The 12,853-nt window shown below is 45.4% G+C and carries 9 protein-coding genes and 1 pseudogene; 1 reads left to right on the forward strand and 9 read right to left on the reverse strand.

The window, feature by feature from the left end:
• Window positions 1-40 precede the first annotated feature (40 nt).
• The 3 genes from H6F74_RS01030 to H6F74_RS01040 are packed head-to-tail and all read right to left on the reverse strand — an operon-like array spanning window position 41 to window position 3,735.
• A complete protein-coding gene (locus H6F74_RS01030) occupies window positions 41-1,081 on the reverse strand; it encodes a glutathione S-transferase family protein (protein ID WP_190434970.1) in 1,041 nt (346 codons plus the stop codon).
• 36 nt (window positions 1,082-1,117) lie between these two features.
• Window positions 1,118-2,527 (reverse strand): cytochrome P450, encoded by a 1,410-nt coding sequence (locus tag H6F74_RS01035; RefSeq protein ID WP_190434972.1) that lies wholly within the window; start codon window positions 2,525-2,527, stop codon window positions 1,118-1,120.
• A gap of 59 nt (window positions 2,528-2,586) precedes the next feature.
• Window positions 2,587-3,735 (reverse strand): aminotransferase class V-fold PLP-dependent enzyme, encoded by a 1,149-nt coding sequence (locus tag H6F74_RS01040; RefSeq protein WP_190435064.1) that lies wholly within the window; start codon window positions 3,733-3,735, stop codon window positions 2,587-2,589.
• A gap of 170 nt (window positions 3,736-3,905) precedes the next feature.
• Between H6F74_RS01040 and H6F74_RS30345 the strand changes: the two genes are divergently transcribed.
• Window positions 3,906-4,037: a hypothetical protein gene (locus H6F74_RS30345; protein ID WP_277875726.1), complete on the forward strand. Its 132-nt coding sequence runs from the start codon at window positions 3,906-3,908 to the stop codon at window positions 4,035-4,037.
• On the opposite strand, the gene H6F74_RS01045 is transcribed toward H6F74_RS30345, so the two are convergent.
• The 6 genes and pseudogenes from H6F74_RS01045 to H6F74_RS01070 all read right to left on the reverse strand — a co-directional run bounded on the left by H6F74_RS01045 (window position 4,038) and on the right by H6F74_RS01070 (window position 12,853).
• Window positions 4,038-4,985: a hypothetical protein gene (locus tag H6F74_RS01045; RefSeq protein ID WP_190434974.1), complete on the reverse strand. Its 948-nt coding sequence runs from the start codon at window positions 4,983-4,985 to the stop codon at window positions 4,038-4,040.
• Window positions 4,986-5,022: 37 nt separating this feature from the next.
• On the reverse strand, window positions 5,023-7,908 hold the full coding sequence (locus tag H6F74_RS01050) for a pentapeptide repeat-containing protein (protein ID WP_190434978.1): 2,886 nt from the start codon (window positions 7,906-7,908) through the stop codon (window positions 5,023-5,025).
• Window positions 7,909-7,959: 51 nt separating this feature from the next.
• Window positions 7,960-10,521 carry an efflux RND transporter periplasmic adaptor subunit gene (locus tag H6F74_RS01055; protein ID WP_190434980.1) on the reverse strand — a complete coding sequence of 854 codons (2,562 nt, stop codon included), beginning with the start codon at window positions 10,519-10,521 and terminating at the stop codon, window positions 7,960-7,962.
• A 385-nt stretch (window positions 10,522-10,906) separates the two neighbouring features.
• Window positions 10,907-11,008, reverse strand: a pseudogene (locus H6F74_RS30825) (glycosyl transferase family 4); the annotation flags it as partial.
• A gap of 63 nt (window positions 11,009-11,071) precedes the next feature.
• Window positions 11,072-12,211 carry an aminotransferase class I/II-fold pyridoxal phosphate-dependent enzyme gene (locus H6F74_RS01065; protein WP_190434985.1) on the reverse strand — a complete coding sequence of 380 codons (1,140 nt, stop codon included), beginning with the start codon at window positions 12,209-12,211 and terminating at the stop codon, window positions 11,072-11,074.
• A gap of 6 nt (window positions 12,212-12,217) precedes the next feature.
• Window positions 12,218-12,853: an acetyltransferase gene (locus tag H6F74_RS01070; protein WP_190434988.1), complete on the reverse strand. Its 636-nt coding sequence runs from the start codon at window positions 12,851-12,853 to the stop codon at window positions 12,218-12,220.

Here is a 12,853-nt window from a genome sequence, read left to right on the forward strand (position 1 = left end):
GTCAATGTGTGATCAAAATAGTAAGTTTTAGTAACAATCCTCAACTTGAAACAAATTGTGTTTTGGTTTTGCGATCGCGATCGTGTGGTTCAAAAAGACTTTTCATATCAGGCCCAGAGGGGATAATCCCGCCTGGATTTAGTGGAAATAGATTGCCGTAGTAATCCCGCTTCACAGCTTCTATATCACAGGTGTCAGCAACACCGGGAAGTTGATATAAATCGCAAAGGTAGGCACCGAGATTTTCATAGTCTTTGATTCTCTTGCGGTTGCACTTGAATAGCCCGTAATACACAGCATCAAAGCGGAACAGCGTAGTAAACAAACGCACATCTGCTAGTGTCACCTTCTCCCCGCACACATATCGACTTGTCGCCAGCACTGCGTCAATCTCATCTAGGGCGGCAAATAGCTCATCGCAGGCTTTTTCATAAGCCGCTTGTGACTGAGCAAAGCCGCAACGGTACACGCCATTATTCACAGCATCGTAAATTTTGTCGTTCCAAAGGTCAATGGTTTCTTTGAGTTCTTCTGGGTAGAGATCCAGTTCGGGATGTTTACTAAACTCATTAAACGCTGACAGCATCACGATAATCTCTGCACTCTCGTTGTTGACGATAGTTTTTGTTTGTTCATCCCAGAGAACCGGAACCGTGCAACGCCCGCTATAGCCTGGTTGCGCCAACTGATACAACTCTGGTAAGGTGTGGCAACCCTCGTGGGGATCGTCTAATACCCAGATGCCTGCATCAGAGGAAGGGGAAGCGATAGACACGCTGATCACATCTTCCAGTTTCTTAAGCGAGCGCGCAACTAATGTACGATGCGCCCAAGGGCATCCCAACCCCACAAAAAGGCGGTAACGTCCTGCGGCTGGCTGGTATAAATTCCCTTCCTCAGTCCCAACAAAATGCCGAAACTGGCTCTTAGGGCGGACATACTCACCCGATTTTTGAGATGGAGCAAGCTGAGACATCATCAGATGCCAGATTGTCGTCCAGACGAACTTTCCGAGTTTAACAATTATTCCCGGAGGAAGGGACTTACTTTTTTTGTTAATTCCAACAGTGGTTTGTGACATGATGCTCAAGAACGTATCCGAAGAATACAGAAAATCTTAAACTCGACGTACTATTTCAATTTGGTAATCATCTCTAATCTTCTTCAGAGGAAATTGCACAAATTTTGCATCACCTGTCAGCTTCCAATCAAACTTGTGCAGCAAATTAGAGGCAAATATCTTAGTAACAACCATCGCCAACTGCGCCCCTAAACAAGCGTGTACGCCGCCACCAAAGGGGATGAATTCATACATTTTACCTTCATTGCGAGGGGGCAGGAATCGCTCTGGAGCAAATACCTCCGGTTCGTGAAAGTATTCTGGCATGATATGTGCAATTCGCGGTTCTGCCATTACAGAACAGCCCTTTTTATACAGCACCCCATCCAGTACCACAGACTTAGTGAGTCGGCGGTTGGCAGTAGAACTAGGAGGTAGCGTGCGTAGCGTTTCTTTGATGGTTGCCTCTAGGAATACCATCTGCTTGAGATGTTCGGGTAAGAAGGTGCTGATATTGCTTTGTTTGCCCATCACCTGAGTTTGTTCTTCCCGCAGCCGCTGTAGTACCTGGGGGTGGTGTCCAAGTTGGTATATCAGGGAAGCCACCAGCCCCGAAATTTCATAGTGTGAAGCCCACAACTGTAGCAGACACTGGTTTTCAATCAGGGCATCGCTAAAGACTCCATCGGGGTTTTCTTCCTGACTGGCTAGCATCATTGAGAGGAAGTCTACTGTGGGGTCAAGGACTCCGCCCTGTGTCCGCCGTCGCCGTACAACTGCACGCATGAACTCAAGTAACTCGGCACGTGCTTTCCAGCCCCTACCGTAGGCTGTAAAGGGTGACTTCCACTTTAACAAGCCATAGAAGCCATCAAAAAAGGTCTTATACAGCGCCTTTAGTTCGGCTTTGGAGGATACGGGCAGTCCCTCAAAAGTGGTTGAATCGGCGTCATTCAAGCTGACTCCCAACAGCAGGGGGACGAGTACATCAAAGCAAATCTTCTCCACTGCTGGGTAGAGTGCCATTTTACTAGGGGTAGACCACTCGGAGATGCCTAGCGCGATCGAACTCTCAATCGCCGGCGCATATCTCTCAAGTACCTGACCAGCCAGTCCGGGACGCAGTGCGCTTTTGCGCTGGCGATGCAAATCGGGACGCTGAAACAAACTGTACTCGCCAAACATATCCATCGTGGTGGGTGGCAAGGCAATCTCTGTGTATTTCAAGTCCCCGTTAAATGTCATTTGAGTAGCTTTAGCTGAACCCACAAAGACAGTAGTGCCACCAAAGACACTGGTGTTAAAAATGGCACCGTACTTTTCTAGATTTTGGCGGCAGAAGCGATCCGGATTGGCAATGTAATTTAATGTGTCTGACCACCTTGGCTTTCGCGGTGGCGCGATCGCATCTTTTGGTGGTGCTTGTCCTTCCTCTAGTACCAGTACCTCGTCGATATCTTGGTTCATAACTATGCAAGCTGTGTCATGTTAGATGCAGTTGAGAATCTCTATAGGAACCACCTGCACTATTTGGCTAAAACCTGCCGCAGTGCTTCCAAAAGGCTATCTACACTCTCTGGACGACTGTTAAAGCCCATCAAACCGACACGCCAGACTTTACCAGCCAGTTCGCCTAATCCGCCCCCAATTTCTATATTGTGTTCCATCAGCAGCTGACGCGCGATCGCCTTCCCATCCAAACCCTCTGGAATGCAAACTGTAGTAAGCGTTGGCAAACGAAACTCTCGTTCAACGTGCATGGTGAGTCCTAAATCTTCTAACCCCTCCCAGAGATACTCAACATTCTTTTGGTGACGCATCCAGGAATTTTCTATTCCTTCTTCGGCAATCAAACGCAGCGCTTCCCGCAGAGCATAGTACAAGTTAATCGGGGCAGTGTGGTGATAAGTACGTTCTTGGCCCCAATACTTACTCAACAACGTCATATCCAGATACCAGTTAGCCACCTTAGTGCGACGTTGTTGCATTTTCTCAACCGCACGGGGACTCATTGTAAACGGCGAAGCACCGGGCGGACAACCTAACCCTTTCTGGCTGCAACTATAAGCTAGGTCAACCTTCCACTCATCCAGAAACAAGGGAACACCACCCAAACTGGTGACTGTATCCACCAACAGCAGACAGTCAAATTCACGACAGAGGTCGCCGACTCCTTCCAATGGTTGACGCGCCCCGGTGGATGTCTCAGCATTAACTAAAGCCAGGATAGCAGGGCGATGAGTTTCCAAGGCGGTGCGGAGTTCGTCTAGGGCGAACACTTGTCCCCAAGGTTTAGTAATGGTTCGCACATCGGCACCATAGCGTCCGGCCATATCAACAAGACGGTTGCCGAAGTAACCATTCACACCAATTAGAACCACATCACCCGGTTCAGTAACATTGGCGATGGTTGCTTCCATTGCGGCGGTTCCCGTACCGCTTACTGCAATGGTGAGTGGATTTTCCGTTTGCCAAACATAGCGCAGTAAGGTCTGGATTTCGTCCATCAGTCCCAGGAATGCTGGGTCGAGGTGTCCCACAGGAGGGGTATTCATCGCCTGAAGTACGGCGGGATGGGCATTTGAAGGCCCTGGCCCCAGTAGCAGACGAGTTGGTATTTTTAAAGGGGCGAGTTGCAGTCGAGTCGTGTTATTAATGGAGGATGTTAGCATTATTTATTCTTGGGTTAATCGAGCGAGCAATAACTTAGAGTTTAAAGTTAGCTGGGCGCAAGTAAGTAAATGGATCTAATTATTTGTAGGATTGGAGGATAGGTAGAGCTTTAGCTTTACCCATCAAACCCTTGCCAATATTGGGTTTCGCATCCCAGGGGACTTTCAGGTGGATGACTGCTGACTATCGGCAAAAATTGCAGCAGCAAGTCGCCAATCTTCCAGCCGTCGGTAGTATCGGTTTATTTACACAAGGACTGGAAATGGTGCAGTTAGCATGGTTAAACGCAGCTAAATGTCATTAATCATCTTTCAAAAATTGAAGCCTTACCGTTGCTGTAAATTTGGAGCGCTTTGGATTTTAGATATTCTCTGGCTGAATTATCCTGCTTGAGGTAAGCATCCCAGAAAGCAATACTTGCGCTCTGAAGGTAAGTATGAATATCATTTATAGCTTGCATTTCTAATTTGGATATTTCTGTGCTTCGTTTGTAATCATTATAGGAAGAGTGATCAGCATTTTGAATAAGAGTATGATATTTATTGCCTGGAGGCATATATTTAAAAGGTTCCAACCTCCACGATTTAGGTTTTCCTTTTCCTCCTGTTTCCTTAGTTCCACTTACTGTCATTACAGGCGCTTTAATTTCATTCCAAGAGCTTTTAGTTAAACCATAAGTACCACTTCCTTGAGAAGATATCCCTAAAAAGGCGCAGGCACGCTCGTCTTGAAAAGTAATGTTTGGCTGTTGGGGTATCTCCACTAACGCGCCAGCAATCAATATTGCTGTGTAAGCACCATAGGAATGGCCGGAGACACCTATGTGGGAGTAGTCTATTTTTTGTGTTAATGGGGGAATATTGCGTTCTAATTGCTTGAGGGAGTCGATGAGGAAGGATATGTCAGCAGCGCGATCGCGCCATTGTTGGGGGTCTTTACTGCTGTTCTCAAGTGCCTCACGTCCGCCACTCTGAAAAATAGATTTGTCGCTGCCAAAATGAGTTGGATGGATGGAAATATAGCCATGACTAGCCCAAAAGCGCCCCAGGTAGGAAAAGGCATTTTTTGATCCCCCCGAACCATGCGAAAAAATAATGACAGGGAATAATCCTGATGCTTGTGGGTAGTAAATTTTAATCGGCACTTGGCGCAAAGCATTAGCGCTATTAGTGTATCGCTCAAGAATGAAATTATTTATAATTCCAACTGAATTTAGTCCCAAAATATGCTTATACAAGTTCAAGTAAGACACAATAAAACTGGAAAAAATAAATTGTGAATTGTTCTTATTACTCGTGGATTGTTCCGTCGGGCATGACTGCCCCTTCTAGTATCACTTGCTTTAAATCTACAGCTCTCAGGTTAGCATTAGTTAAATTTGATTTACTCAAGTCTGCTCCTTTCAAAATTGCCCCACTTAAATCGGCTCCCTGAAGATTAGCTCCAGACAAATTAACTCCCAAAAGAATTGCTCCAGATAGCTTAGCACCGCACAGATTAGCCTTTGTTAAGTTAGATTTTGTTAAATTCGCCCCACTCAAATCTACAGCCTGTAAATTAGCTTTTTGGAGCGATACATTGGGCGCAATCAAGTATGCTCCTGAAGCCATCGGGTCAAAATCTTGGGGAAAGCGAGTAGCTGGGTTGTAGAGAACTTCCTGTAAGTTGGCTCCGATTAAATTAGCCCCAGTTAGGTCGGCGCGTCTGAGGTCAGCTCCGGTGAGATGAGCGTCGCACAGATTCGCATTTTCCAGCTTAGCCGCTTTGAGATTAGCCCTAGTGAGATTAGTTTTACTTAGGTTGGCTGCACTCAAAGATGCCCCACTCAGGTTAGCATTTGGCAAATCTAGCTGTTGCAAATCAACTCCCACAAGGGAAGTACAAGGAGCAATTAAGAACGCTCCGGCTTGATGTGGCTCAAAATCTTTAGGAAATCGCGTCTGGTGATTGTAGCAAGCTCCAACTAGGTTAGCTGTTGCTAAATCGCTACCACTCAAATCAGCATCAGTCAGATTTGCTTGAGCTAAATCAGTTTTTCGTAAAGAGGCTCCCACCAAGCAGGCGGCGCGAAGATTAGCTTTGCACAGCTGACTATTGTTGAGATTTGCTTGAGCTAAATTAGCTCCCACTAACTCAGAAAAAGGTGCGATTAAGTATGCTTTAGCAGTATTTGGCTCAAAATCGCTGGGAAACTGAGTTTCCTGGTCGTAGAGAACTTGGGCTAATTGTGCTTGTTGCAGGTTGGCTTGGCTGAGGTTGGCGCCTCTGAGGTCTGCTGCAATTAAACTCGCTCCTGCAAGGTTGGCGTGTGCTAAGTTAGCTTCCCTGAGATTGGTTTGATTTAATATTGTGGTGCTGAGGTTAGCGTGTTGCAGGTTAGCCTTGCTGAAGTTGGCTTGACTTAAGTTAGAGGATGCCAGGTTGGCTTGTGGTAGATTGGCTGCTGGCAAGTCTACTCCCACTAAATGGACTTTGGGAGCGATTAAGTACGCTCCTGCTGAAATTGGATCGAAGTTTTCCGGGAACTCGGTGGTAGCATCGTAGAAAACTCCTTGAAGGTTGGTTCCCATTAGATTTGCTCCCCTTAGATTTGCCCCAGACAAATCGGCTTTACTCAGATTCACCCCGCTCAAATCTACAGCCTGTAAATTAGCTTTTTGGAGCGATACATTGGGCGCAATCAAGTATGCTCCTGAAGCCATCGGGTCAAAATCTTGGGGAAAGCGAGTAGCTGGGTTGTAGAGAACTTCCTGTAAGTTGGCTCCGATTAAATTAGCCCCAGTTAGGTCGGCGCGTCTGAGGTCAGCTCCGGTGAGATTAGCGTCGCACAGATTCGCATTTTCCAGCTTAGCCGCTTTGAGATTAGCCCTAGTGAGATTAGTTTTACTTAGGTTGGCTGCACTCAAAGATGCCCCACTCAGGTTAGCATTTGGCAAATCTAGCTGTTGCAAATCAACTCCCACAAGGGAAGTACAAGGAGCAATTAAGAACGCTCCGGCTTGATGTGGCTCAAAATCTTTAGGAAATCGCGTCTGGTGATTGTAGCAAGCTCCAACTAGGTTAGCTGTTGCTAAATCGCTACCACTCAAATCAGCATCAGTCAGATTTGCTTGAGCTAAATCAGTTTTTCGCAAAGAGGCTCCCACCAAGCAGGCGGCGCGAAGATTAGCTTTGCACAGCTGACTATTGTTGAGATTTGCTTGAGCTAAATTAGCTCCCACTAACTCAGAAAAAGGTGCGATTAAGTATGCTTTAGCAGTATTTGGCTCAAAATCGCTGGGAAACTGAGTTTCCTGGTCGTAGAGAACTTGGGCTAATTGTGCTTGTTGCAGGTTGGCTTGGCTGAGGTTGGCGCCTCTGAGGTCTACTGCAATTAAACTCGCTCCTGCAAGGTTGGCGTGTGCTAAGTTAGCTTCCCTGAGATTGGTTTGATTTAATATTGTGGTGCTGAGGTTAGCGTGTTGCAGGTTAGCCTTGCTGAAGTTGGCTTGACTTAAGTTAGAGGATGCCAGGTTGGCTTGTGGTAGATTGGCTGCTGGCAAGTCTACTCCCACTAAATGGACTTTAGGAGCGATTAAGTACGCTCCTGCTGAAATTGGATCGAAGTTTTCCGGGAACTCGGTGGTAGCATCGTAGAAAACTCCTTGAAGGTTTGTCTGTTGCAAGTTAACTTCTTGCAAAGAAGCTCCACTCAAATTTGCTCCCAGCAGACTTGCTTCTAATAAGAATGCCCCACTCAAAGAAGCCCCATTCAAATTTGCCCCACTCAAAGAAGCCCCATTCAAATTTGCTCGATTCAAAGAAGCCCCATTCAAATTTGCTCGATTCAAGTTTGTCTTAACTAAAATTGCTTCACTTAGATTTGCTCTACATAAATTGGCATTTCTTAGGTCTGCCCAACATAAGATTGTATCAGTCAAAATTGCTTCACTTAGGTCGGCTCTAACTAGATTCGCCTCAATTAGAGCCGACCCACTCAAATTGCTCCCAGTTAATTTTGCTTCAGCCAAAATCGCTTGACATAGGGTTGCCTGATTCATAATTGCCTCAGTTAAATCCACTTTACTGAGGTCTGCATCATTTAGGTTGGCACCACTTAGATTGACCTTACGAAAATCCCGTTCGCCTAGAGAATATCGTTTCAGTACTGCGTTTCCACTGCTATATTCAGGCATTGTTTATCAGAATCGCTGAAACTAAAAAGTATGCGAAATTTGCCTGTTGTACTAAGGAAGCCAAGACCAAACTTCAACTTGGATGAAGCGGGCAATTGGACGAGTAAACGCCACAATGACTGGCTTTGTCCCTCCATTGACCTTGGCATAACCAGACATTCCGGTTTTCAAAAGTCTCTGGGAATCGGAATTGGGGATTTCTACATTAACCTTGACAACTTGTGTGGCGGGTTGGCTAGGTTCATCGGTAGCAATCGGTTCAATAGAAACTATTTTTCCCCATATAGGTTTATCGGGATATGCTAAAAGCTTAATTTCCACCTGATTGCCAACTGCAAATTCACCTATGTTATCTTCTGGAATCGATATCTGACCGATAAAGTTGCGATCGTTCTCAGCCACAGCAAACGTATCGCCTTCCTTTAGGTAAGTCCCTAATTTCTGTCCAAGATACGAAGTGGTTAAGTGACCATCAATAGGCATTAGTAGCTTGGTTGTTTTTAGTTGCTCATTAGCATATTTCAATTGTTGTTGTACCCGATTCAGATTAGCGCGAGCAGCCTTAACATCCCGACGAGCAGCTTCTATTTCATCTGGAGGCGTTCCACTCAAAACTACCTGGAGATCGGCTTCTGATTTCTCTACATCTTTTTGCTTTCTGGCGATAATATCCCGCATTGCTTCTGTATTAATGCGGTCTGTTTCCGCCTGTTTTTGTGCCTCTTCCAGTAGTTGTAAAGAATAAGCCCCATTTTTATACAACCCTTCAAAACGTGCAGCTTGACGACCGCTAAACTGGGCTTTGGTCATGGCAACTTCTAGCTGCCTTTTAGAAACTTCTACTTCTTGTTTAGCGACTTCTAGTTCTTTTTTTGCCACTTCTACTTCTTGTTTGCTGGGAGTATTTAGCAGTTGATTGACTTTATCTTGCTGCTTTTCCAGAACGGCTTGCTGTTCGTTTACTTGCTGCTGCAATGTTAAGATGCTGTTATTTAGATCGGTTGATTCCATTGTGGCAATTACGGTTCCGGATTTTATCAATTTACCGTTGCCGCCCTCAAAGAATACTTTGGTAATTTTTCCAGAAATTGGGGCTTGAATTTTTGCTTGTGCAGGAGGCATTAACTGAATGGGGCCACCTGGTTTGTAGGGGTAGGGCAAGAAAAGAACAATGCCTAAGCCAACAAAAAGTAAAATTTTGACTAAGTTATTTATTTTGGAACGAGTTTTCTTGGCTATGTGTAAGTGTGCCTTTTCCGGTACATTTACTTCACGATCAACTACGGGAGAGGGATTCGGATTTTTGCCTTTTTGCGTCATCCTTGACCATTTTTTGCTCGTCCAATATAAGGCCATTGATGCGATCGCGCCGATAAAGATGAATCTGGTACTTCTACCAAAAATATCTGGGTAACTTACTACTAGCCCTTTGGCAGTGGAAAAGATTACTTTTGTCATCAGGTAGAACCAAAAAGATATGATGACCAGCGCATATAGTAGTAAACTCCACCTCTGACCGGAGGATATTGTTGTTGGCAAGGAGCGTCCCTGGATTGTAAACATAAAGGTTTGCAAAGCTCGCTGCAACAACTGGGGGGGAAGCTTAAAAAGAAGAACAAAAAAGTTATAACCTTCACCCCAAATAGGAAGGATAAGTATTAAGAAACCAAAAAGACCAGCCTGGGCAAAGAAAAGACCCATCAGCGGCAAGCTTGTTCCTGTTCCATGCGTGCAATACCAAATAAATGTTCCTATAACGAAAAAGAAAAGTCTGGCTAATAAGGGACTTGCAATTGTCCACAATTGTCCTCTACGGCTAAGCTGTCGATAGCCACGTCTATCGTTCTGAAAACGGGGAAGAATACCAAATCTTAGCTGCAAGGCAAACTCTTTTACTGTTCCACCTACAGCAGTACAAACTATGCCTTGAATTAGTTTACTGATTACGTTTATTGACATCATGTGAACCAGAATCTTAACAAAGTAAGCTTCCGGTACTGAAAATGTTTTTATGTCTTGCCAAATAGCATGTTGTTCTTTAAAATAAATTAAAAGGGCTAAAGGTACGCCAGGAATAAGTAACCAAATTAAAGCTCGAAAGAACCATCCAAAAGGTCGTAAAAGTTTCGCTACAAATGTGTATGATGGGTCAGGATTAAAAAGTTTCCATCTAAATTCTTTAGGATGTTCTACTTTTTGGGGACGGCTCTTTTGTTTGACTTTTACTTTTTCGTTTTTTTCTGCCGATTCCTTTGAGATATCTGGCTGGACGAAATCTTGTGTTTCTGGAAATGAAACTAATGAAGAAGATGAAGAAAAAACTGGAGTGTCGCAGGGTTCTAATAAGCCATAGCTGGTTATTTGTTCAGCAAACTGATTGAAATCATTTTCTGTAATTGACAGATCGAAACGACTTTTAAATGCGGCGATTATTTGAGATGTAGTAGAAATTCCATTTATAGATTGACAGAGAAAATATTCCTCTTCTCCAAACTCAAAAGTTTCTCCGGAAATGGGATCTTTGATGAGATGGGTTTTGCTCTCTGTTTCTTTATTAGTAGTAAATGTAACGATCAGATCCTGTCGCAGCCGGGTTTGTGATACTTTATACATGGTAAAAAAGCCCTGAATTTCGCTCGCCTTGGGTTACTATGATTTGGAGAAATGTTAAAAAGTTGCCGTGTGTTTTGGCAATGGTGCAAGTGCAAAGTAATTCTAAGAGCAACAGCAATGTGAGGTTTTAGCCATTGATAATGTAGTACCCAGGTAATGTTATGCCATGCTGCAAGCATCTTTTTTAGCATAACTTATGTTAATTACTGTATTAGTTTAAACAAGGTTATAATGTAAACTTCCAGACTTCAATGCGACTCTTTTGTTGCTGTTGATGTTTTGAGCCTATAGAAACTAATATAGCTGGTATGGCTGGGGCGACTCATTGCTGATAAGAATTTTTGAGCGATCGCAAATAAACTTCATCTAAAATCATCGTATGCACCGGGTCAGAGGTGTTGAGCAGCGCAAAAGCTACTGTTGATCTCAGCACGGTGCTACCAGCATCGCCCATAAAAATTCTAGCAGGCAACCAGTTCCACCAGAGGACTTACTGCCAGCAGCGTGGTAGCTAGCAAAAAAAGCGCTAAAAGTGATGATGGTATATAAACTAAATATCCTGGGAACGGCGAATATTAGCGATCGCGTCGATGACGCGCTGTAGGTCTTCAGTTGTTAAGTTGGAACCAGAAGGCAAGCAGAGACCACGCTCAAATAAACCTCCAGCAATCGCACCACCGATGCTTTCACAGCCAGCGAAGACAGGTTGCAGGTGCAAAGGTTTCCAAACGGGACGAGCTTCAATTTGCTCATTTGCTAGGGCTATGCGAATTTCTTCCCGGTCGGCACCAAAAGCAGTTGGGTCAATTGTAAGGCAGGTGAGCCACCGAGTAGCGCGTCCAAAGCCTGCTTCGGGCATAAATTCGATTCCGGGCAGGTTTCCCAAACCTTGTTGGTAAACTTCAAAGTTGTGTCGTCTGGCTTGAACTCTGCTTTCCAAAACGCGCAATTGTCCGCGACCAATTCCTGCTAAAACGTTGCTGAGGCGATAGTTATAGCCAATTTCTGAATGTTGGTAATGAGGGGCGCGATCGCGGGCTTGGGTTGCCAGGAAACGGGCTTTTTCCACCAAGTTTGGGTCATCTGAAACCAACATACCGCCGCCAGAGGTGGTGATAATTTTATTACCGTTAAAGGAGTAGATGCCAATGCGACCAAAGGTTCCCGGCGATCGCCCTTTGTAAGTGGCTCCCAAAGATTCGGCAGCATCTTCGATGAGTGGGATGGAGTAGCGATCGCACGCTTCTAAAATTGGAGCGATATCGGCGCTTTGTCCGTAGAGATGGACGAGTACGACGGCTTTGGGCAATTTGCCGAGTTTAGCGCGGCGATCGAGTGCTTCCCGCAATAAGTCGGGATTCATGTTCCAGGAGGTGCGATCGCTATCGATAAAGACGGGTTTTGCCCCCTGGTAGGTGATTGGGTTAGCAGTGGCAATAAAGGTGAGGGTGGAGCAAAAAACTTCATCCCCTGGCTCAATGCCAATTAATCTTAGAGCGAGATGCAGTGCAGCCGTTCCCGAACTCACAGCAGCAGCATGACCAGCGCCGACGACTTCACAAAATTCTTCCTCAAAAGCGTCCACATGAGGGCCAACAGGTGCAATCCAGTTGGTGTCAAAAGCTTCTTTAACGAACTCCAGTTCGCGATCGCCCATGTGAGGGGTGGAAAGGAGAATTGGTTTGATCATGTACCCTCAGTGTGAATAGTTTGTCTTAATAATTCTGGCTGGGCAACCGTAAGCTAAACAATGGGAAGGTAAGGATTGAATGACCACTGAGCCAGCGCCACAGGTTGTCTGGGTACCAATTTCTACACTAGGAATTACGCTAGTGCCAACCCCCAAAAACACGCCTGCCCCTAACTTGACCTGACCGCACAGAGAACAGCCTGGGGCAATGTGGCAGAAACCGCCAATTTGACAATCGTGGTCGATAGTTACTCCCGTGTTCACAATGGCGTGTTTGCCGATTTTGGTGTCGGTATTGATTGCCGCATTAGCCATCACCACAGTTCCAGGGGCAATGTCAACACCGAGGGCAATCTGAGCTGAAGGATGGATCGCTGTTGTGAAGGAATGACCTTGGCTCTCTAACTTAAGAGCAATCTGCTGGCGGATGCTGTTATTCCCGATGGCGACGATCCACTGACAGCGATCGTATCTAATAGCAGCCAGTGTTTCTCTAGCTGAGTGAACTGGAATGCCATAAATTTGAGTAATTCCTGCTGGCGGGTTGTCATCGACCAGGGCTGTTACCTTTCGCCCCTGTCGCTGGAGGATATCTAGAATCACTTTGGCGTGTCCGCCACAACCGTAGAGATATATGTCCAA

It is taken from the genome of Trichocoleus sp. FACHB-90 (assembly GCF_014695505.1).
Classification (GTDB): Bacteria; Cyanobacteriota; Cyanobacteriia; order Cyanobacteriales; family FACHB-T130; genus Funiculus; species Funiculus sociatus.

What these genes read in the sequence shown, in the direction of transcription:
- H6F74_RS01065 (WP_190434985.1), bottom strand. Translation starts at nt 12,211, where the DNA reads ATGATCAAACCAATTCTCCTTTCCACCCCTCACATGGGCGATCGCGAA.
- H6F74_RS01030 (WP_190434970.1), bottom strand. Translation starts at nt 1,081, where the DNA reads ATGTCACAAACCACTGTTGGAATTAACAAAAAAAGTAAGTCCCTTCCT.
- H6F74_RS01055 (WP_190434980.1), bottom strand. Translation starts at nt 10,521, where the DNA reads ATGTATAAAGTATCACAAACCCGGCTGCGACAGGATCTGATCGTTACA.
- H6F74_RS01050 (WP_190434978.1), bottom strand. Translation starts at nt 7,908, where the DNA reads ATGCCTGAATATAGCAGTGGAAACGCAGTACTGAAACGATATTCTCTA.
- H6F74_RS30345 (WP_277875726.1), top strand. Translation starts at nt 3,906, where the DNA reads ATGACTGCTGACTATCGGCAAAAATTGCAGCAGCAAGTCGCCAATCTT.
- H6F74_RS01035 (WP_190434972.1), bottom strand. Translation starts at nt 2,527, where the DNA reads ATGAACCAAGATATCGACGAGGTACTGGTACTAGAGGAAGGACAAGCA.